Raw genomic sequence first — 21,484 nt, 5'->3', positions numbered from 1 at the left:
TTCCCTTCTTCCCACCGCGGGCGGACGTGCCCGCGGTCTGTGTGCGAGGTGGGTGGCGGCAACGGGGCGAGCGGGGCTGCGGTTCACTCCGCCCCGGTGTCCTCCCGATGCCGGAGTACGGCGTCCGCGAGGGCCGTCACCGTTCGGTGCGGACTGATCGCGGCCAGGTTCAGCCCGGGCGCCAGTACTTTGAGGCGTCGCAGGACGGTCATGGTCATCAGCGAGTCCAGGCCGTACGCGCGGAAGTCGGCGTCCGGGTCGAGTGCCTGGGGCCCGTCGAGGTCCAGGGCGCGGGCGACGGTCGCCCGCACATGGGCCACGACGATCTCCCGGCGCCGGTCCGGGGTATGCGCGGCGGCCAGCAGCGCCGCCACCTCGTCCTCGGCCCAGGGCGCCGCCCCCTGCGCCCCGGAGTGCCCGGATCCGGCGGGAGCAGCGTCGGCGTCCTGGTGGAACTCCGCCAGGAGCGCCACCGGGGTGCGCATGGCGTAGGCGGCGGCTACGGCGGACCAGTCCGCGTCGGCGACGACGAGCTGTGCCGCGTCCCCGCCGAGGACGTGGTCCAGGGCGGCAGCGGCCCGCTCACCCGGCATCAGGCGCATGCCGGTCGCGGTGACGGCGTCGCGGACCTCGGGGGCGAGGCCGTCGCGCCAGGGCCCCCAGTTGACGACGTGGGCCGGTGTTCCGGCGCGCCTGCGCTCGTGGACGAGGGCGTCCACGTAGCAGTTCGCGGCGGCGTAGTGGGCCAGGCCCTGGGAACCGAGCAGTGCCGTGGTGGAGGAGAAGCACAGGAAGTGCTCCACCGGATGGTCGGCGCTGAGGCGATGCAGCAGGGCGGTCCCCGCCACTTTGGGTCGTAGAACGGCCGTCACCCGTTCGGGGGTGAGATCCGCGAGGAGAGCGACGTCCTCCACGAACGCCGCCTGAAAGATGCCGCGCAGCGGCGGGAGTTCGCCGCCGAAGCGGGCGAACAGCGCTTGCATGGCGTTCTCGTCCGCGACATCGGCGGCCGCCTCGTGCACCGTGACGCCCGTGGACCGCAGCCGTTCCACGGTCGGTGCCGCGCCCCGCGCCTCGCCACGCCGGGAGACCAGCACCAGATGCCGGGCGCCGAGTGCGGCGAGCCTGGTCAGCAGGGCGGGACCGGTCCGGCCGGTGGCGCCGACGACCAGATGCACGCCGTCCGGGTCCAGCCGGACGGCGGGACCACGGGTCCCGGCGAGCCGTCGCGCGGTGAGCCGGGGGACGTGGCGCACGGCGGCACGGTGTGCGCTCTGCGTCCCGGCACCGGGCCCGGCGGCAAGTTCGGCCGCCAGCGCCCTCGCCGAGCCGTCCGCGTCGTCCCGCCCGGACGGGGCTTCCAGGTCGACCAGGCCGCCCCACGCCGAGGGGTGCTCCAGGGCGGCGGTGCGGCCGATGCCCCACAGGGCGGCGTGGCCCGGGTCGAGCACGTCGCCGGTGCGCACGGACTGGGCCTGCACGGTGGCGAACCACAGCCGGGGCCCCTCGGCTCCGGCGACGGCGCGGACCAGCCGGACGGCGTCGAGGGTCAGACGGACCGCCGACTCCGGTCCCGTACCGGGAGCGGGCAGGTGGACCACGTGCCGGACGTCGCCGTCCAGGCCGAGGTGCCGGCGCAGCCCGGTGACGGTGCGGTCGGCCGCGCTCAACCCGGGCACGGACCGGCACTCCACGCCGAGCCGCCGCAGGCGCTCCGCCAGGGCGTCGGCGAGCACGCCGGTCCCCACGACGACGACCGGGCCCTCCGGCACACCGTCGGACGGAGGCGCCGGCTGCCACGTCAGCCCGTGCAGCCAGGCGGCCGGCGCTCCGCCCGCATGCGCGTCCGTACGGCGCACCCGCACGCCGCGTGCCCGGGCGACCGGCACGCCGGACCGGTACCAGTCCAGCTCCGCGACGAGCGCCGGCCCGTCCGGATCGCCGGTGATCCGGGCCCGCACCGTGAGCGGCCCGGGCGCGGTGTCCGGGCGCTGGACCAGGCTGTCGAGCCCGGTCACCGTCCAGCCCGCCGACCCCGGCAGCACGGCGGGCAGCGCCTGGAACGCCGCGTCGAGGGCGCCGAGGGAACCGGCGTCGGTGTCCGGCCGGGCCTCGGCGACGGCTTCGCCCGGGCCGCCCCGCAGCCACCGCAGGACGCGCAGGGCAGGGCCGTAGGAGAGACCGGCGGCGGCCAGCTGCGCGTAGTGTCCGGCGGCGTCGGACCGCTCGAACTCCTCGGCGGCGTCGGACCGCTCGAACTCCGCTCCGGCGTCGGACCGTTCGAACTCTTCGGCGGCGTCGGGCCGTTCCGCGCGCTCGGCGCCCGTGCCGGGCAGGGCGTGGGGATCGTCGTGCAGCCGGGCCGAAGCGTGCAGGTGCCAGTGCCCGGCCGGGTCCAGGGCGTGGATGTCCAGGTCGGCGGGCGCCCCGGGGGCGTCACCGGCGCGCAGGGTGATCTGCAGGGCGCGGACCGTCTCGTCGAGGACCAGAGCGCTGTGGACGGTCAGATCGCGTACAACCGGATCGCCGAGGCCGGCTTCCCGGGCGGCGGCCAGCGCGAGATACGCGTAGCCCGACAGGGGCACGACTTCCTGTCCGTGCAGGAGGTGTTCGCGCAGCGGGCGGAACGCGGGCCCGTCCAGCGGCGGCTGCCACAGCCGCGTGCCGGGCCAGGCGGCCGGGGTGGTGACCGGGCCGAGCAGGCCGGCGGTGGCGGGATCGGCGGTGGGCGGGGCGCCGCCCGGTGCCGGAGCCTCGGTGAGCGCGCGGCTCGCGGCCACGGCGGGGACGGCCGTCCAGTGCCGCGTCCGCCGCCAGGACATGAACGGCGGGTCGACCGTGCGGCCGTCCGGCGTGAAGCGCTCCCAGGCCGGTTCCAAACCGTGGCAGTACAGGCGCCCCAGCGCGGCCAGGAAACTCTCCTGGGCGTCCTGATCTCTGACGAGGGTGCCGGTGACCAGGACGCCGTCGCTGTCGCCCAGGGTGGCCGCCGTGTCGCGGGTGAGCACGGGATGGGCACTGACCTCGACGAACGCGGTGTGCCCCGCGCGGAAGGCGGTGCGCACGGCGTCGGCGAAACGGACGGGGGCGCTCAGGTTGTCGCACCAGTACGCCGCGTCGCAGGCGGGCGGACGGTCCTGTCGCCCGTCGACGGTGGAGAAGAAGGGAATCCGGGGCGGCCGCGGCGTGAGATCGGCGAGTTCCGCGGTGAGCGGCTCCAGCAGCACGTCCATCTGGGGCGAGTGCGATGCCACGTCGACCTGGACGAGACGGGCGTTGACCCCTTCCGTCTCGTAGGCGTTCGTCAGCTCCCGGACACCGTCGGGGTCGCCGGCGATCACGGTGGAGCGGGGGCTCGGCACGACCGCCACGGTCACCGAACCTGCCTCCGTCCTACCGCCCAGCCGCTCGGTGACCTCCTCGACAGGGCTTTCGATCACCGCCATGGCGCCCTGGCCCGCCACCTTCAGCAGCAGCCGTGACCGTCGGCAGATCACCCGGACGCCGTCGCGGACGTCGAGGGCGCCCGCGACGACGGCCGCGGCCACCTCGCCCATGGAGTGCCCGATGACGGCGGCGGGCCGCAGCCCGTGCTCGCGCCACAGCTCCGCGAGGCCGAGCTGCACCGCGAAGATCAGCGGCTGCACCACGGAGACGTCGGTGGCCACCTCCGTGGCGCCGAGCGCCTCGCGCAGGGAGAACCCCGCCTCGGCCGCGATCAACGGCTCCAGTTCGTCGATCACCCGCCCGAAGGCCGGAGCGGTGCCCAGCAGTGTCCGGCCCATACCGGCCCACTGGGAGCCTTGGCCGGAGAACAGCCAGACGGCGCCCTGCGGTTCGGCGGCGGCCCGGCCACGGGCCAGCCCCGGGACGGCGGTGCCGCTCCGGTGGGCGGCCAGCGCCCGGCGCAGACCGGGCGTGTCCCGGGCCGGGACGGCGAGCCGCTCCGGTTCGTGCGACCGGCGCAGTGCGAGGGTGTGCACCAGGTCGTCGAAGGGCACGTCGGCCCCCCGCCCGGCCAGCCAGTCCTCGAGTCGTCGCAGCCGGTCGTCCAGCGCGTCCGCCGATCCCGCGGAGACCGGTACCAGGAGGACATCGCCGGAACCGGCACGACCGGAGCCCCGGCGGGGCGCCGCGGCCGGCGCCTCCTCCACGACGGCGTGCGCGTTGGTGCCGCCGAACCCGAAGCTGCTCACGCCGGCCCGGCGGGGGCGCCAGGTGCGCGGCCACGGGGTGCGCCGCGTGACGACCCGCATGCGGAGTTCGTCGAAGGGGATGAGCGGGTTGGGGCGGTCGAAGTTCAGGCTGGCCGGCAGCGTGTCATGGCGGAGGGCCAGCACCACCTTGATCAGCCCGGCGATGCCCGCCGCCGCCTCGAGATGGCCGATGTTCGTCTTCACGGACCCGATGAGGAGGTCCCGGTCGCGTCCGTCGAGGAGGACCGCGCTCAGGGCGGCTGCCTCGATCGGGTCACCCAGGGCGGTCCCCGTTCCATGGGCCTCGACGTAGTCGATGTCCGGTGCGGACAGTCCGGCCGCGGCCAGTGCGGCGCGCAGAAGTTCTTCCTGCGCCTCGGGGTTGGGGGCGAGCAGCCCGTTGGACGCGCCGTCCTGGTTGACCGCGCTGCCGCGGATCACGGCCAGCACGCGGTCGCCGTCGCGCTGGGCTGCGGACAGCGGCTTGAGCACCACCACACCGCAGCCCTCGCCGCGGCCGTAGCCGTCCGCGCCGGCGGCGAAGGTCTTGCAGCGGCCGTCGGAGGCCATGACTCCGGCCTCTTCGAAGTTCACCGTGACCGCCGGGGAGAGCAGCAGGTTCACCCCTCCGGCCAGCGCGAGGTCGCTCTCCCCCGACCTGAGGCTCTGTACGGCCTGATGCACGGCGACCAGCGAGGAGGAGCAGGCGGTGTCGACGACCAGGCTCGGGCCGCGCAGCCCCAGGACGTACGAGACCCGGTTGGCGATGACACCGAGCGCGGAACCGGCGCCGCTCCAGGCATTGATGCCCGGCAGGTGACTCATCTGCGCCGCCCCGTAGTCGGAGACGGAGGCGCCGATGAACACCCCGGTACGGGAACGGGCGAGGGAGCGCGGGGGGACACCGGCGTGTTCCAGCGCTTCCCAGACGACCTCGAGCATGAGGCGCTGCTGTGGGTCGGTGGCCGCGGCCTCGCGGTCGGACATGCCGAAGAAGGCGGCATCGAAGGCGGCCAGGTCGTCGCTGAGATAGCCACCGCGGGCGGGTGTGCGGTCCAGCACGGCTCGGGCGGTGGGGTCCAGGCCTCCCAGCAGCTCCCAACGTCCGTGCGGCGCGTCCGAGATGGCGTCCCGGCCGGCGCTCAGGAGGTCCCAGAAGGACTCGGGAGTGGCCACGGCGCCGGGCAGGCGCATGCCGAGGCCGATGACGGCGACGGGCTCGGCCTCCGGTCCGGCGGCAGGTCCCTCCCCGGGGGTGAGCGGGGCCGGGCCCGCGTCTTCGGACGGGTCGGGCCCGACGAGCCGCCGGACGAGCGCGTGCACGGTCGGTGCCTCGTAGATGAGGGCGGGCGACAGTGGGCGGTCCAGCAGGTCCTCCAGGGTTCCGGAGAGTTCCACGACCTGACGGGAGGTGAGGCCCATACCGGCCAGGGGCCGGTCGGGAGCGATGTCGTTCTCGGCGACGCCGAGGTGCTCCGACAGCCAGGAGACGAGCCAGGCTCGCAGGCTCTGCTCGTTCACGACGTCCACCACTCCGTCTCCAGGTAGTCCAGCGTCCCGAGGCGGTGACGTTCCGCGCAGGCGTGACGCCGTACCTTGCCGCTGCTGGTCCTGGGCATGGCGCCGGGTCGCAGGAAGACGACCTCGTACGGTTCGACGCCGTGGCGCCCGCCGACGGCGCGGCGCACGGACCGGACCGCTTCCTCGCGTGTGACGGGGGCGACGGCCCCCGGGGCCCGGCGCAGTTCGACGGCGACGACCAGCCGTTCGCCCTTCTCGTCGATCAACGGGAAGGCGGCGGTGGTCGCGACCGGCATGCCGTCGAGTGCGCTCCGGACGGTGACCTCGATGTCGGACGGATAGTGGTTCCGGCCGTCGATGACCACGACGTCCTTGATCCGCCCCGTGACGAACAGCTCGCCCTCGTGCAGGAATCCCAGGTCACCGGTGCGCAGCCACACGGGAGCGGTCGGCCTGCCGTCACGGTCGAGCAGATCGGCCCCGAAGGACCGTCGCGTCTCCTCGGGGCGGCGCCAGTAGCCCGGGGAGACGTTGGGGCCGCTCACCCAGATCTCGCCGACCCGGTCCGCGGGCTGCTCGGCGCCCTGGTCGGCGATGCGCACCTGCACCCCGGGCAGCGGGGTGCCACATCCCACGAGCTGCCAGGCCTGCGGCGCGTCCGGCGGGCAGCGGCGGACGTGGCCGTCGGCCAGCTCGGCCCGGTCGAACGTGCGGATCGTGGCGCCGTCCAGGGCCGAGGTGACGCCCAGGGTCGCCTCCGCGAGGCCGTAGCCGGGGGCGTTGCCGGAGAGAGCGAAGCCGCAGGCCGCGAACTTCGCGGCGAAGGCGAGGACGCTGTCCGACCGCACCTGCTCACTGCCGTTGCACAGGGTGTGCAGGGTGTCCAGGCGCAGGGTCGCCATGTGGTCGCCGGTGATCCGGCGCACGCACAGGTCGAGGGCGAAGTTGGGGGCGGCGGTCCAGGTGCCGCCGTAGTCGCTGATCAGGCGAAGCCAGCGGTGCGGCTGCTGCACGAAGGCCATCGGGGCCAGGTGCACCGCGCGGGCGCCGGCGAGCAGGGGCATCGCGATGCCCGTGATCAGACCCATGTCGTGGAAGTACGGGAGCCAGGAGACGATGACGTCCTGCTCGGTCAGCCCCGACTGCTCGGCGCTCTGCCGGGCGGCGGCCGCAAGGTTGTCGTTGCCGATGAGCACGCCGCGCGGGGTCCGGGTGGAGCCGGAGGTGTACTGCAGGTAGGCGATGTCGCCGGGAGCCGCCGGGCCCGTGTCCGCGGCGGCCCCGTCTGCCGGGGGCGGGTCGTCCAGGCACAGCACTGTCGTGGCGTGCCCGCACGTGGCGCGGGTCAGCGCCGTGACCTCCTGGGCACCGGCCAGAGTGGTGAGCACGCACGACGGTTCGGCGTCCCGCAGGACCGCCTCCAGCCGGTCGTTGCTGCGGAAGAACTCCGGGGCGTACAACGGCACGGCGACCGTACGGGCGTACAGACAGCCGAGGAAGCCGACCACGTAGTCCAGGCCGTGCGGGGCCGTCAGCGCGACGCGGTCCCCGGGCCGGCAGTGCACGGCCAGGGCCGCCGCGACGGCGGACGCCCGCCGGTCCAGCTCGGCATAGGACAGTGTCGTGGCCACGCCCCGGCGGTCGGTGCCGTAGTCGACGAACGTCAGCGCCGGGGACGCACCGCGTAGGGACGCCCAGTGCCGGACAGCGCGTGGCAGGTCGTGGAACTCGGTGCCGCGGACGGCGGTCGCCGGTGCGTGGGAGGGCATGGGTCGGGCCTCTTTCATCCAGGATGCTGCGGTGCGCGCCTGCTGCGGCGCGGCTCAGCGGCGTTCGTAGACGTCGCGCAGGTATCGGGCGTCGGTGCGGTCGAGGTGCTCCAGGAACAGCCGCCGGGCCTCGGCTTTCTCCGTGGCCGGTACGACGTCGGCGGCCAGGCCGAGTTCGGAGGTCCGCGCCAGGGCGTAGAACTCCTCGCGCAGCAGGGAGCAGACGACGGCGTCCCAGTGCCGGCCGTCGAGGAAGAAGTAGTCCCTGAGCACCCCTTCGAGGGTGAAGCCCCCGTGCGCGATGATCTGCACCATCTGCCGGTTGTGCAGTCCCAGGGTCAGCTGGACCCGGTGCGCGTTCTTCGCGTGGAACAGGTAGTTGAGCAGCAGGACGTTGGCCTCGACTCCGTGGCCCTGCGTCCACAGCCCCGAGGCGCCGATCGCCGAACCTATGGTGTAGCTGCCCTCGTAGGCGAGGGGCCCCCAGTTGACCGCGCCGACACGAGCGCCGTCGTGCGTGGCGATCATGAGGTAGTGCATGCCGCCCTGGCGGACGGCCTGGCGCAGTTGGTCCGCGGAGAGGAACTGCGGCGATCCGGAGGAGTAGGTGCTCACCGTGCTCGCGGACCAGTCCGAGATGAGCTGGAAGTCGTCGTCGGTGCACGCCTCCAGCGAGACGAGGTCTCCGCGCATCACGGCTCCCAGCGGCGCACGGCGAGCACGGCGTTGTGGCCGCCGAATCCGAACGAGTTGGTCAGCGCGGTACGGACCTCATGGCGCTGCGCCTCGTTGGGCACGAAGTTGAGTTCCGTGTCCTCGGGGTCGTCGCAGTTGAGGGTGGGCGGCACGATCCCGGTGGCAAGGGTGCGCAGTGTTGCGATGAGTTCCACCGTGCCGGCACCGCCGATCAGGTGCCCGATCATCGACTTCTGCGAGCTGATGGGGACGCGGCGGGCGGCGTCGCCGAAGACGCGGCGTACGGCGGCGATCTCGGTGGCGTCGTTGAGCGCGGTGCCGGTGCCGTGGGCATTGATGTAGTCGACGTCCGCGGGCCCGATCCCGGCGTCGTCCAGCGCCATCCGCAGGGCGCGCTGGGCGCCCAGGCCCTCCGGGTGCGGGGCGGTGGCGTGGTAGGCGTCGGTGGTCGCGCCGTAACCGATGATCTCGCCGAGGATCGGCGCGCCGCGGCTGATGGCGTGCTCGGCCTCCTCGACGACGACGATCCCCGCGCCGGCTCCGAAGACGAATCCGTCACGGCCCCGGTCGAAGGGGCGGCTCGCGCGGGCGGGTTCCTCGTTGCGCCGGGACAGGGCGCGGACATTGGACATGGCCGCGACGTCGAGGCGGGTGATCGGGTCGTCGGTGCCACCGGCGACAACGGCGTCGACCCGGCCGGAGCGGATCATCTCCACGGCCTCGCCCACACACGTGGTGCCGGTGGCGCAGGCGGTGATGATGGCGCCGGTGGGGCCCTCGATCCCGTAGCGCATGGCGATCTCGGCGGACGGGTTGTCCGGGGAGCCGCCGATGGCGTAGCCGGTGGGCACGCCGCGAGGGCCGCGCTCACGCAGGCGGTCGACCGCGTCGATGCCGGCGACGTTCGCCCCGTACCCGGATCCGATGAGGGCACCGATCCGGGGACCGCGGCCGTCGTCGGCGGAGAGTTTGGACTGTTCCATCGCCTCCGCGGTAGCGGCAACGGCGAACCAGGCGAAGCGGTCCATGCGGCGGGCGGCGATCCCCGACATGTACCTGGTGGGGTCGAAATCCGTCACTTCCGCGGCGATGCGCGTGGGCAGGTCGGACGCGTCGAAGGCGGTGATCGGGCCGACCCCGCTGCGCCCGTCGACCAGCGCGGACCAGTACTCGTCGACCGTGCGGCCGGTCGCTGTGACGGCTCCGGCGCCGGTGACGACGACGCGCCGGCGCGGCGCACCCTCAGCGTTGCGGGACATGGGACCTTCCATTTCGTTCGTTCCGGTCCGGACGGGCCGCCGGTATTCGGATCCGGTGCTCCAGGGTTTCGACGACGTGGGCGGTCAGAGCGGGCACGTCGACCTTGCCGCGGTGGGTGACGGGGAAGTCGTCGACCACCACGAGGTGATTGGGCTGCTCGAAGGGGGCGAGCAGGGCGCAGATCCGCTCCCGCCAGTGCCGGGAGTCCCCGCCGTCCGGATCCGCGACGACGAAGACCAGCTCGTGGCCGCGCCGGGGGTCCTCCAGCGGGATGATCTTCACCGGGCGTCCGCAGGCTGCGGCGCGGTGTTCCAGCACCTCGGGGTACAGCGTGTGGCCCAGCCTGTGGACGGCGGACGCGCGGCCCAGGACGAACAGGTTGCTGGCCGTATCCAGGTAACCGAGATCGCCGGTCCGGTAGGGCCCGGCCGCGGGCGGGCTCAGGGCGCCCGACCCGGTCAGGTGGCCGACCATCAGATCCGGTGTGTCGAGCCGTATCTCGCCGATCTCGCCGGGCGGCAGCGGCGTGCCGTCGTCGCCGGTGACGAGCACCTGGATGCCCTCCAGTACGCGCCCGCAGCCGACCGGATTGCCGGGGGTCGCGAAGGCGACGTTGCCGGCCTCCGTGCTGCCGTAGCCGTCGAGCAGCGGTGCGCCGACGGTGGCCGCGAAGCGACGGCCGAGCCCGCCGTCCATGGGTGCGCCACCGGTGCACCACAGTCTGACCCGGTCCAGCGCGGCGAGGAGTCCCGGCCTGCGGTCGTCCAGGTTCAGCATGCTGAGGTAGGTGGCCGGGGTGGCGTCGACGACGGTGGCTCCGTGCGCGGCGCCGAGCCGAAGTGCCCGGTCGAGGCGGGCGTAAGGGGTGATCAGCAGCCCCGCACCGGCCAGGCGGGCGAGCAGGAGCAGCGAGAGCCCGTACTGATGTGAGAAGGGCAGCAGGGGCAGGAAGACGTCCCGCGGGCCGTACCCCATCAGGCACCGGGTGCGCTCCAGGTTCTCCAGGACGGCCCGGCCCGACTTGACGATGCCCTTGGGCTCGCCCGTGGAGCCCGAGGACCACAGGACGAGGGCGTCGGCGCGCTCCCGCCAGCGGCGATCCGACAATGCCGTCAGTGCCGTCGGGGGAGTGGCGGGCAACCGTGCGCCGGCGTCGGCCGCCAGTTCCGCCGTGGACAGGGCGGTGACTCCCGCCGGTGCCGGATCGGCACCCTCCAGCACGGCGAACCGTACCCGGGCCAGACCGGCGAACCGATCCGTGGCCTGGGGGGTGTGCTGGCCGTCGAGCAGGACGACCGAGGCGTCGAGGTGGATCAGCGCGAACAACAGTGCGGGGTACAGAGCGGAGTTGCCGGCCTTGACCAGGACCCGGTCGCCGGCCCGCACGCCCCGGTCGCGCAGTGTCCGCGCCACGGCAGCGGCGTACGCCTCGGCGTCGAGGCTTGCGGGGGACGCGAGGGGATCGACGATCCTCATGGGGGACATGCGGCTGTCGCTTCCTGGTTCAAGGGTGGTACGGGGCCGGGTCGGGGATGCGGGGCGGGTGGACGGGGTATTCCGCCCTGACGGGATGGCGTGAGCCGGAGTGCAGCCGGCTCACGCCATCCCACGCGGGTTCTGCTAGCGAGCTGTCGCTCAGCAGTTCCAGCTGGACGCGCTGGCCGCCATCAGGGCGGTCTCCTCGTCGGCGGTCTCCAGCTCCTGGAGGTCCAGAATCGACTCGGTCATGTCACACACCTCCTCTTGGGTCTCGGATGTCCGGTGCCGGGCGATGCGGCCCGGTCGGGTTCAGCACTCCCAGCTGGTGACGCTGGCGGCCATCAGGGCGGTCTCCTCGTCAGAGGTCTCCAGCTCCTGAAGGTCGAGAACCGACTCGGTCATGGTGTTGCGCCTCCCTCCGGGGGTCCGGTACTGCGGTGGGCCACCGCGGGGACTCAGCAGTTCCAGCTGGACGCGCTGGCCGCCATCAGGGCGGTCTCCTCCTCGGAGGTCTCCAGCTCCTGAAGGTCGAGAACGGACTCGGTCATGTCACACCTCCTTTCGCGTGTTCAGGGGACGCCGGGCCCGGTCGGGCGCGGCAGGACTGGGGGCGGTCGGCGGACGAGGGCGCGCTACGCGGGCCCGTCCGCCACCGGGCGGGGAGAGAAGAAGGGCAGGAAGGGCCCGCTGCCGTCCACGGCGGCCCGCAGGCCGAGGAGCACTCCCGCGTTCCCGGTCGCCAGGTCCATCGACAGGCGGTACGACTGGTCGCCGGGAAAGGCGAGCCTGCCCCGATAGGCGAGCTTGTGCCAGGTGAGCGCCCTGAGGTGGCGGCGTACCGCGTCCCGGGCCTCGGTGCCGGGGTCCCGGTGGGCCAGCCGGGCGGCGGTGGCCATCAGCCCGCTGCGGCCGTTGAGCAGATGCGGCTCGGCCACGTACTCCGTCTGACAGGCACGCCGGATGGCGGGAAGGACCTCCTCGACGCCGGAGTCGGGCCGTACGGCGAGCAGTTCGTCCGCCACCAGGGCGATGCCGCCGCTGCCCACCTCCAGGTAGGCGAGCGTGCGGATCCCGCGGTCGGCCACCTGGACGCTGCCGTTGGACCGGGTGACGCACGCCTCCAGGTCGCGGTGCAGCGCCTGGAACGCCAGGTCGAGGTGGCGCGGCTCGCCGTCGGCCTCGTACATGCGCAGCAGGAACAGCGCACAGCCGGACCAGCCGTGCATCAGGCCCGCACGGGCGGCCGAGGGAGCACCGGGGTGCTCGGGCTCGCGCAGCAGGCGCTCGATCCGCCCGGCCCGGAGCCGGGCCTGCTCCAGGTGTGCGGCGTCGGCGTGCCGGCGGGCGAAGTGGAGATGGGTCAATCCCTCTCCGGCCGTGCCGCCGTAGAGCCCGGCGTCGCCGGTGCGCGGCGGGTCGCCGGCGTCGGCCAGCAGTTTGGCCGCCTCGTCGGCGTGTCCGAACTCGTCCAGGACATAGGCGATGCCGTACCGGCCGCTGTAGAGACCCCGCCGCAGCACCGGGCCGCGGGCGAGGGCGTCCAGGAGCCAGCGCTCGTGGTGGGGGAACCGTCCTGCTCCGGTGGCGTGCAGGGCCCACAGCACTCCGGCCGCGCCGTGCGCGAGGTTGAGCCCGTCGTGCAGGAACTGCTGGACGTCGCCCGGGAACAGACGGTCCGTCCGCTCGGGAGTCGCGCTGAGCAGGATGGCCTCGGTCAGCGAGGTGCCGACGGCGTCCCAGTCCGGCTCGGGGGCGTCGAGATCCACGTCGAGCGGTGCGTCGAGCAGCTCGCTGCGGCGTCGCACCAGGGCGGCGGGCAGGGGAGAGGCGGCCGGGCGCGCGTCGGTCCCGGTAGGCGCTGCGGTGTCCTCGCGCAGCCGGGTGATGAAGCCGTCCGGCAGATCGGCGAAGCGGCGCTCGACGGTGTCGATGGTCTCCGCCAGCTTCGTCCGGGACAGCGGGAAGAGGCGGTTGACCGGGAGGAACAGCCACAGGCGGAGCAGGGCGAGCGCATAGCGGTCCACATCGGTGCCGGTGACGCCGGGGGGCGCCATGAAGCCCTGGGCGCCGAGGGCCGGGCGGGCGAACTCCTCGGACGCATCGAAGGCCGCCTCGAAATCGATGAGGGACAGGCGGCCGTCCGGGGTGATCAGAACGTTGCCCGGATGCAGGTCCCCGAAGACCACGCCGCGCTCGTGGACGGCGTCGAGGAGCGCTTGGAGCCGTTCCGCCACGCCGACCGCCTCGGCCGTGTACGTGGCCTCGTCCGCCCGGCCGGTGCCGAAGTGGACCATGGGGTGGTAGGTGGCGAGCCACAGCCAGAGCACGTCGCCTTCCATGTACTCCATGGCGATGAACTCGTGGCCGTCGGCCTGGAAGCTGTCGAAGAGCCGCGGCACGCCGGGTATGCCCGCGAGCCGCTCCAGGGCCCAGCGCTCGCGCTCCAGCCGCTCGACGGCGTCCCGGCCGGACATGTCCAGGCCGGCGCCGGGGCGCGCTTCCTTGAGTACCACCTGCCGGCCGTCCGACAGCCGCTCGGCGAGGTAGACACCGCCGCCGTTGGAGAAGTGCAGGGCCCGCAGCACGCGGTAGGGGAAGCCCGCACCGCCGGACTTGCGCCGCTCCAGGTGGGGGCGGAGGAAGCCGGGGATCTCCACCCACGGTGGGGCGTAGTGTCCGGGGCGGCGTTCGTCCGGCACCAGAGTCCCGTCGGGATCCTCGATGGCGAGGACCCGGTCACCCTTGGCATCGGTGCAGAAACGTGGTCGAAAGCCCCCGTACCGCACGTGCAGGGGACCCGCCCCCCACCGCAGGTCGCTGAGGATGTAAGGTCCAGAGGTGCCCTGGAGCAATGACGCCAGCTCCTCGAGCGTGCGCTGCAGCTGTTCGTCGCCGACCGGGTAAATGGTGACGAGTTTTCCGCTCGCCTGCCTCGGCATGTACTTCGAGTTGTACATGCGAAACAAGTGCCGGTCGCGCAGAAATTTGAAGGGTATTTCCCGCTCCGTGCAATAGGACCATGCCACATCCACGATGTGTGCGGCATCGGCGGCGACTGCGGAGATGTGGATTTTCCAGCCCTGCGCGGGCAGTTCGGTGTTGTCCGGCTTGAGCGAGACCCAGACGTCCTGCCCGGCGCGGGCCCACCCGGCCGGCGGCTCCCGGTCGGTCGCCGGGAATCTCTCCTGGTCGGCAGCCCATTCGGCGGGCGACTCGTAAAAGACGAGGTCTGCCCAGCCGTACAGCTGGCGCTGCTCGATCACTTGGCCTCCTGACAGGTCCATGACGCATCCCCGGTACGCGATGGGGCCGCGATCCGGTGCCTGTGATTTCCAGGTGGCAACAGCCTGCAGTTCGGTAGGGGTTGGGCGCGTCATTCCGGCCAGTGAACTCGGCTAATTCTTTGGTTTACATTCCAGGTCACCCGGAAGGAGGATCCCTTTACCAAAAGATCATGTTGGGATGATCGGAGATGGGCGCTCCGGACCCCTCCACCCCACAAGGGGTCGCACGGTGCGTCCACGACTCGGGGGTTTGTTCAATACATGACCATTCGCATACTTGTGGCACACGCAGAAGGACTCGCAAGGGCCGGGATCGTCCGGATCCTGCACGGTGACGAGGAGATGAGTGTCGTCGCCGAGGCCGCGTCGGGCAGTCAGGCCGTGCACCTCAGCAAGCGTCTCCAGCCGGACATCGCCATCATCGACGGCGGCCGGCAGGGACTCGGCAGCCCGGAAGTGATCAAGGACATCGCCGAACTCGGCTCCACCGATGTGCTGATGCTGACGCCACATCAGGTGGAGGACGCGCTCTTGCAGGCCCTGAGCGCCGGTGCTGTCGGGTTCCTGCCGATGGACACCGACGCCCAGCAACTGCTGCACGTCATCCGGCTCATCGCCGGCGGCCTGGGCTTCATGGATCCGACCGTCATCAGATCCCTGGTGAACGCCGCGGCCAACCTGGGGCCCGAGGAACTGGTCACCCTGGACGACCGGTTCGCCCGCGTGCTGACCCCACGCGAGCAGCAGGTTCTCGCCTACGTGAGCCAGGGCTTCTCCAACCTCGAAATCGCCGACCTCCTGACCGTGTCCGAGAACACGGTCAAGACCCATGTCAGCCGCGTCCTGGGGAAGCTCGGCCTGCGCAGCCGGGTGGAAGCGGCACTCAGCGTTCGCAACAGCTGGGTGAGGCAGCGGGCCGGCTGACCGCCCCGCAGCACCTTCAGTGCCCAAACCTACGCACACACAGATGGGAACGAACATGACCACTCACTCCGCCGACACCCTCGACCAGGAGCTGTTCGGTGCCGTCGCCGGCCTTCTCGTGGAGATAGCCGAGATCCCGGCCGAGGACATCACGCCCGAGGCCCGCTTCCGCGATGACCTCGATGTGGACTCGCTCCTGATGGTGGAGTTCGGCGTGTCCATCGAGGACCGCTTCGGAGTGGCCATCCCCGACGACGAGTTCACCCAGCTGCACACCGTCGGTGAACTCGTCGCCTTCGTTCAGCGGCACAAGTCCGCCTGACCGCGCCGACGTGGACCCGAGCCGCGGGCGCCTGCGCGGCGGGCATCCGCGGCTCGGTCGGCGAGACGGCAACGGAACCGTCCGCGGCGGGCAGGACGGCCACCGGAGATCCCGGCGGAGCGGCCACGCCGTGACCGATTCCCGGCGCCGATGGCGGGCTGGGGCCGTGCGGGGCGCTCGCCCAGGCCGTGACCGATTCCCTGTGCCGATGGCGGGCTGGGGCCGTGCGGGGCGCTTGCCCAGGCCGTGACCGATTCCCTGTGCCGATGGCGGGCTCGGACGGTGCGGGGCGCCTGCCCAGGCCGTGACCGATTCCCGGCGCCGACGGCGGGCTGAAACCGTGCAGGGCGCCCGCCCACGCTGCGACCGATTCCCAGTGCCGATGGCGGGCTCGGACGGTGCAGGGCGCCCGTGCTTCGACGCGGCCCGGCGGTCATGGCGGAGGAGCTGCGGACCAGTGCAGTCCCGCCCGTGCTGCGAGCGCGGGCAGGGTCGACGTGCATCGCGGATACGGCTCGATGCTCGCGCGCGGCCGCCTGCTGCGGCCTGTCGTTCGCATCATGCTGCGTCGCGACCCTGGCAGGCGCTCCCTCATGCTCTTTGAGCAGGGGACCCCAGCCACGCTGCCGTCGGTCGGCGACTGTCCCACGCTCGCATGCTGCCCACTCTCGGCTTCGTTCGAGCGGGGGACCCCTATGCGCCGGTGGAGCCCCAGCGCGTATGCGCAGGTTGAGCCTCATCGCGTCGCCGCCCTCCTCCGCCTTGAGCTGCACGCTCCCCACGCTCGAACCAGCTCGCGCGGGGTCACCCCCATCGCCATCGCCCCCGCTCGCAAGCCCTGGGTTCCCTGGCCGCCGGGTGTGGCTGATGGCAGGGACGCACCGTCCTCACATGACGGCATGCGCGAGCGCACGTCCCGCAGGCCGCCGGAGGCCTCCTCGGCGCGGGCCGGACCAGGCTTCGGCGCCTCAACCCGGCTGCATCGCACACCTGCTGGAGGTGCCGGCACCGGCCAACGGGAGCACCGGGCAGGCCGTCGGCACGGTGGCCGACGAGGGTCCGCCGCCGCGTGCGGTCGCCGGTCTCAGGCCGATGCGGAGGCGTCCGCATCCGCTGGTGTCTCCGGCCGCAGGACGGCTGCGGCGAAACGCAGCGTGGTGTGGATGTCGGGCATGCCCGCGGCGACCCCGACCTTCGCCTTGTGGACGGAGACGCCCGGCTGCATGGGCGCCACATGGAACCCGTCGTCCGCCAGCCGGCTCAGATTGCGCTGCACGGACGGCCGCTCGAAGGCCCCCTCGGGGATGCTCGGCGCCAGCACCACCGGCGCCCGCGTGGCCAGTACGGCGCTCAGGGCGAGGCTGTCCGGCATGCCGAGGGCACACTTGGCGACGAAGTTGGTGGTGGCCGGAGCAACGATCACGAGGTCGGCCCACTCCGCCAGTTCTTGGTGCGGCGTCACCCCGCGGGCCGTATCCCAGTCGGGTCCCTCGACCGGCGCCTGCGTGGCGGCGGCCAGCGCCTGGAGCGACACCAACTGGGCCGCGGCGTGGGTGAGGCAGGCCCGGATGTGCCAGCCGTACCACATCCTCATCAGCACCGCCCAGCTCGGCAGAGCCGTGACGCCGAACGCTCCGGAACCCACGAGCAGGAGCCGTGAGCGGGGCAGGTCGATGGCGGGGGGACCCGCCTTCGCCGTGCCGGAGCGGCTCTTTTCCGGTTCTGCGGCCATGTCACTCCTCGGGTGCTTCCTGTTTCTTCGGATCCATTCCATCGAAAGCCCGATAATCCCGGGATCCATCGCGCGTATGACTCCGGTGTCACCTTTCGAACTACCCGCCGCCAACCTTTCTATGATTCACCGCCGAAGACCCGATCTTGGGTTGCCCATGCCGCTTCGGCCCGCTTAATGTTCGAGGGCACCGGGCCAGAACGAATCCGTTCAGCACATGTCAGGAATGAGACCGGTCACCCATGAAATCCGTTGATTCCGCAGGGGATTCCCACGTCTTATGGGAGCTCGAGGAGGTAGTCGAGAGGGAGGTCAACCGGCACCTCTCGGCAACCCGGGAGTGGTTTCCGCACGAATACGTCCCATGGAGCCGCGGCCGCGATTTCGACAGCCTGCCCGGCGGTGAGCCGTGGTCCCCGGAACAGTCCCCGGTCGGCGAACTGGCTGCCATCGCCCTCAAGGTGAACCTGCTGACCGAGGACAACCTTCCGACGTATCACCACCAGTTCGCGACGCTCTTCGGGGAGGACGGCGCCTGGGGCACCTGGGTGCACCGGTGGACGGCCGAGGAGGCCCGGCACTCCGTGGTCATCCGCGACTATCTGCTCACCTCCCGCGCCATCGACCCGGTCGACCTGGAACGGGCCCGGATGGCGCACATGTCCACCGCCCCGCCCGGCAACGACGTCGGCGTGCTGGAGAACGTCGCCTACGTCGCCTTCCAGGAGCTGGCCACCAGGATCTCGCACCGCAACACCGGCCGGGTGTCGGGCGATCCGGTCTGCGAGCGGCTGCTCGCGCGGGTCGCCATGGACGAGAACCTGCACATGGTCTTCTACCGCAACGTCCTGGCCGCGGCGCTGGAGATCGCACCGGACGACACCATGCGGGCGATCACCAACGTGGTGTCGTCGTTCGCCATGCCGGGGGCCGGCATCCCGGGGTTCACCCGGGCCGCGGCACGCATGGCCGTGGGAGACATCTACAACATCCGGATCCACCACGACGAGGTGCTCCAGCCCGTACTGCGCCACCTCGACGCGCTCCACCGCTCCGGACTCGGCGCCGATGGCCGGCGCGTCCAGGACGAGCTGGGCCGCCATCTCGAGGCGGTGGGCACACAGGCGAACCGCTTCGACGAAAAGCGGGCCACGGTGCTCGCCCGCATGGCGGACCGGGAAAAGGCCCGCCCGGAAGGCCGGCCCCGTCAGACGTGAATGCCGCGCCCCTCGCGTCACGCATTCACCGTGCAGACAGCGATGTACCGCACGACGTCCGCACGACCATCCAGTCCCATTTTCCAAGGAGTAGTCCGTGAACGTAGCCACGTACCTGAACGAGCAGGCCGAGCTCCGCAGCGTCGCCATCGACAACGAGGAGGGCGTCGTTTTCAGCCACCAGGAGCCCGTTCTCGCCACCCCGACGCTCATCATGGCCGCTCGTGTCGCCGTCGCCACGGCCCTCGTCTACACGGCCCGGCGCTGACCGAAACAAGAAGGGAAAAACCCTCGTGGACAACTTCGCCGAGTACCTCAACCGGAATGCCCTGCTGAAGGGGCAGGACATCGAGTCGGAAGGCGCGATCCTGGTGGGCCGCCCCGGCAACCCGGTCCTTGCCACCCCGGCCATCACCGTCCGGGTCGCCCTGGCCACCGTGGCCGGTGCCTACACCGCTCACCGGGTGGCCAAGGCGATCAACTGACACCACCCGCGAGCCCCATGGCGGGTGAACTCCGCCGGGCCGGACGGGTGTTCCGGCCCGGCGAGGCAGCCACGGGCACCCCACTCGTTTTCCCATCCCCACCGCGCGTGGTACCGGAGGCCACCCTGTGAGAATTGCCAGAAAGATCGCTTCGGCGTTCCTCGGACCGATACCCGTGTCCCGAAGACGCGCACTGGGGACCTCGGAGCGGCTGGCCGCCGCGACGACGCTCACTTCCTCCCTGGAATACCTCTCCCAGCGCAAGGAGATCCGCAAAGGAGGGCTCAACGACTGGTCCGTGGCCCGCTCGGCCCATGTCGACTCGTCACCCGTCACCCGCAGGTTGCTGGACCTCGTCAGCGGCGAACGGACCACCACCGCGCTGCACATCGCCCGGGTGGCCGTGAGCGCCGGGATGCTCCTGCCCGGCAGCAGCAGGCTCCGTGGCCTCGGCAGCCTCTTCCTCGGCGCGACCACGCTCGCCCTGTACCCCCGGCACCGCTACGGCAGCGACGGCTCCGACCAGGTGTCCACGCTGGTGCAGACGGCCATGGGCGCCGCCCGACTGTCCCGTTCGACGCCCACACAGGACGCCCTGATGTGGTACGTCGCGCTCCAGGGCAACCTCTCGTACGTCGTCGCCGGCTGGGCCAAGCTGCTCGGTGGGTCCTGGCGGGACGGCACTGCCCTGGGCGGCATCATGCGCACCCGGACCTACGGGCACCAACCGACGTACGCGCTCACGCAGAAGTACCCCCGCGCGGCGAAGTACCTCACCCACGGAGTGCTCGCCCTGGAGTGCCTGTTCCCGGTCGCCTACCTCGCCGGCGGCCGGCTCGCGAAGCCGGTGATCGGCGCGGCGGCCGGCTTCCACCTGGCGAACGGCTTCGTCATGGGGCTCGGCAGGTTCGTCACCGCGTTCGTCGCGATGCACCCGACGATCGCCTACACATCGGCGCCGAAGAGCCATCCGTCCGTCGCCGGACGCGATGACCGGGCCCTGCAGGCCGCGGCTCTCGTACTCGCCTCGGCTGCGTCCGTGGCCGGAGCCATCGCCGTACACCGGCGGCTGCGGGTGCTGGAGGGGTGGCCGCGCTCCCTCCGTGTGACCACCCGGCACGGCAACGAGCTCCAGTACGAAACAAGCCACGGAAGCGATCCCGACCAGCCGGTCCTGGTGTTCGCCGCCGGCATGCTCTCGACCTCCGAGCACTTCGGCTGGATCACCAACGGGATCCTCGACGACAACCGTTATGGCTTCCTGACCTACGCCCGCGCCGGATACGCGGGCAGCCACTACCGGGGGCGGGGCCCCTACCGTCTCGCCGAGGCTGTCGACGACCTGGTCGACCTGGTCGACGCCGCCGTTCCGGCGGACCGCGACGTGGTGCTGGTCGGCCACTCCCTGGGCGGTGAACTCGCGCGGCGCGCGGCCGCCGAACTCGGCGACCGGGTGCGAGCCGTGGTCTACCTCGACTCCTCTCACCCGGGGGAGCTCAACCGGTCGCAACAGCAGAGCGCGTCGGCCAAGCCGATGAGCGCGTCTCTCGCCCTCATGGTGTGGTCCCTGCGATTCGGCTCGGGCATCCTGCTGTCCCGCCCCGGCTGGCTGGAGGCCCTTCCCGAGATGTTCCGCAAGCGAGTCTTCGACCAGTACGCGGATGCCCGGATGTGGGTGGCCGGTCACCGCGAGTGGAAGGCCGTGGAGCGCGAGTTCCGCGCCCACGAAGGCGACTTGGCCCCGCTGGGCACGCACGCCCTGGTGGTCTCCGCGCAGCGGACCGTCGACAAGGACCCCGAGCATCTGCTCATGCATCACGAGATCGCCGACGCGCACCGCGCCACCGGACACGCGGTCGAGACCGTCGTCATGGAAGGAGCCGACCACGACTCCCTGCTGACCGACGGCCGGTACGGCGTGGAGGCCGGCCGCCTCATCCTGGACTTCCTGGCGCGCACGGCCGAACCGGCGGACACCAAGGAGCGGAAGGCGCAGGCCGCATGAGGAAGACCCTCGCGGACGCGTTCCGCGGTCCGGGCGCGGCGGCTCGTGCCGCGGGCGCCGCGCTGCTGCTGGGAACGGTGGCGATTCAGCACCCCAACACGGCCTTCAACCGGCTGGAGGCCAGGGACAGGTTCTCCGTCCTGCCCAACTGGCGCTTCTTCGCGCCCAATCCGGCGACGTACGACTACCACTTCTTCTACCGCACCCAGGACACCGCGGGGACGACGTCCGAGTGGCGTACGGTCGATGTGATCGAGGGCCGCAGGTTCCGCCAGATCCTCTGGTTTCCGACGCGGCGGCCGGAGAAAGCGATCTTCGACATCTGCTCCGAACTGCTCGGACCCATGAACGTGGGCGTCAGCGCGATGACCGAGACCACCGGCTACGCCGTGCTCATCGCCCACCTGCGGGAGCGGATTCGCGCCGAGAACCCTCCGGGCGGCATCCGGGGTTTCCAGTTCGGGCTGGCCCGCGCGGCCGGGTTCGCCGAGACCGAGCCCGAGATGATCTTCGTATCACCGTTCACTCCGATGGATCCCGGCCCCACGCCTCCGCGCGTGCGCCGCAAGGCCGCCGCCGCGCGTGCCTGAGAGG

16 protein-coding genes are annotated in these 21,484 nt (G+C 72.1%); 7 read left to right on the top strand and 9 right to left on the bottom strand.

The features are described 5' to 3' along the window. Window positions 1-83: 83 nt before the first annotated feature. The 8 genes from HJD23_RS09860 to lanKC all read right to left on the bottom strand — a co-directional run bounded on the left by HJD23_RS09860 (window position 84) and on the right by lanKC (window position 14,184). Complete coding sequence (locus tag HJD23_RS09860; protein WP_171112997.1) at window positions 84-5,717, bottom strand: type I polyketide synthase; 5,634 nt, start codon at window positions 5,715-5,717, stop codon at window positions 84-86. Then, window positions 5,714-7,486, bottom strand: coding sequence for a fatty acyl-AMP ligase (locus HJD23_RS09855; RefSeq protein ID WP_171112999.1), 1,773 nt, complete (start codon window positions 7,484-7,486; stop codon window positions 5,714-5,716). Before HJD23_RS09855 ends, HJD23_RS09860 begins: the two co-directional genes overlap by 4 nt. Window positions 7,487-7,540: 54 nt before the next feature. Next, complete coding sequence (locus HJD23_RS09850) at window positions 7,541-8,179, bottom strand: GNAT family protein (protein ID WP_171113001.1); 639 nt, start codon at window positions 8,177-8,179, stop codon at window positions 7,541-7,543. Next, entirely contained in the window at window positions 8,179-9,441 is a 1,263-nt protein-coding gene (gene fabF / locus HJD23_RS09845; protein WP_171113002.1) for a beta-ketoacyl-ACP synthase II, read from the bottom strand. Before fabF ends, HJD23_RS09850 begins: the two co-directional genes overlap by 1 nt. Next, complete coding sequence (locus HJD23_RS09840) at window positions 9,425-10,927, bottom strand: AMP-binding protein (RefSeq protein ID WP_171113004.1); 1,503 nt, start codon at window positions 10,925-10,927, stop codon at window positions 9,425-9,427. Before HJD23_RS09840 ends, fabF begins: the two co-directional genes overlap by 17 nt. A gap of 150 nt (window positions 10,928-11,077) precedes the next feature. After that, on the bottom strand, window positions 11,078-11,170 hold the full coding sequence (locus tag HJD23_RS43025) for a class III lanthipeptide (protein ID WP_197972668.1): 93 nt from the start codon (window positions 11,168-11,170) through the stop codon (window positions 11,078-11,080). 206 nt (window positions 11,171-11,376) lie between these two features. Continuing rightward, complete coding sequence (locus HJD23_RS43020; protein ID WP_197972667.1) at window positions 11,377-11,469, bottom strand: class III lanthipeptide; 93 nt, start codon at window positions 11,467-11,469, stop codon at window positions 11,377-11,379. An 84-nt stretch (window positions 11,470-11,553) separates the two neighbouring features. Next, on the bottom strand, window positions 11,554-14,184 hold the full coding sequence (gene lanKC / locus HJD23_RS09835; protein ID WP_197972666.1) for a class III lanthionine synthetase LanKC: 2,631 nt from the start codon (window positions 14,182-14,184) through the stop codon (window positions 11,554-11,556). Between the two features lie 300 nt (window positions 14,185-14,484). Between lanKC and HJD23_RS09830 the strand changes: the two genes are divergently transcribed. Both HJD23_RS09830 and HJD23_RS09825 read left to right on the top strand, forming a co-directional pair. Next, window positions 14,485-15,129: a response regulator transcription factor gene (locus HJD23_RS09830; RefSeq protein ID WP_171113008.1), complete on the top strand. Its 645-nt coding sequence runs from the start codon at window positions 14,485-14,487 to the stop codon at window positions 15,127-15,129. A 55-nt stretch (window positions 15,130-15,184) separates the two neighbouring features. Beyond that, entirely contained in the window at window positions 15,185-15,451 is a 267-nt protein-coding gene (locus tag HJD23_RS09825) for an acyl carrier protein (protein WP_171113010.1), read from the top strand. A gap of 1,084 nt (window positions 15,452-16,535) precedes the next feature. Here HJD23_RS09825 and HJD23_RS09820 read toward each other — a convergent pair. Beyond that, window positions 16,536-17,183: a flavoprotein gene (locus HJD23_RS09820; protein WP_171113012.1), complete on the bottom strand. Its 648-nt coding sequence runs from the start codon at window positions 17,181-17,183 to the stop codon at window positions 16,536-16,538. Window positions 17,184-17,425: 242 nt separating this feature from the next. Between HJD23_RS09820 and HJD23_RS09815 the strand changes: the two genes are divergently transcribed. From HJD23_RS09815 to HJD23_RS09795, 5 genes are all read left to right on the top strand, one after another. Then, the gene (locus HJD23_RS09815) at window positions 17,426-18,400 is read left to right on the top strand and encodes an acyl-ACP desaturase (protein ID WP_171113014.1); all 975 of its coding nucleotides are present in this window, start codon (window positions 17,426-17,428) and stop codon (window positions 18,398-18,400) included. Between the two features lie 97 nt (window positions 18,401-18,497). Further along, the gene (locus tag HJD23_RS09810) at window positions 18,498-18,668 is read left to right on the top strand and encodes a hypothetical protein (protein ID WP_171113016.1); all 171 of its coding nucleotides are present in this window, start codon (window positions 18,498-18,500) and stop codon (window positions 18,666-18,668) included. A 25-nt stretch (window positions 18,669-18,693) separates the two neighbouring features. Beyond that, complete coding sequence (locus HJD23_RS09805) at window positions 18,694-18,885, top strand: hypothetical protein (RefSeq protein WP_171113018.1); 192 nt, start codon at window positions 18,694-18,696, stop codon at window positions 18,883-18,885. A 175-nt stretch (window positions 18,886-19,060) separates the two neighbouring features. Further along, window positions 19,061-20,890, top strand: coding sequence for an alpha/beta fold hydrolase (locus tag HJD23_RS09800; protein WP_240980675.1), 1,830 nt, complete (start codon window positions 19,061-19,063; stop codon window positions 20,888-20,890). Further along, on the top strand, window positions 20,887-21,480 hold the full coding sequence (locus tag HJD23_RS09795) for a hypothetical protein (RefSeq protein WP_171113019.1): 594 nt from the start codon (window positions 20,887-20,889) through the stop codon (window positions 21,478-21,480). Before HJD23_RS09800 ends, HJD23_RS09795 begins: the two co-directional genes overlap by 4 nt. Window positions 21,481-21,484: the final 4 nt, after the last annotated feature.

The sequence above is a fragment of the Streptomyces sp. Z423-1 genome (genome assembly GCF_013009255.1).
In the GTDB taxonomy this organism is placed as follows: domain Bacteria; phylum Actinomycetota; class Actinomycetes; order Streptomycetales; family Streptomycetaceae; genus Streptomyces; species Streptomyces gossypiisoli.
The sequence above is the reverse complement of the archived record's forward strand: the minus strand, read 5'-3'. Positions and strand labels throughout refer to the sequence as shown.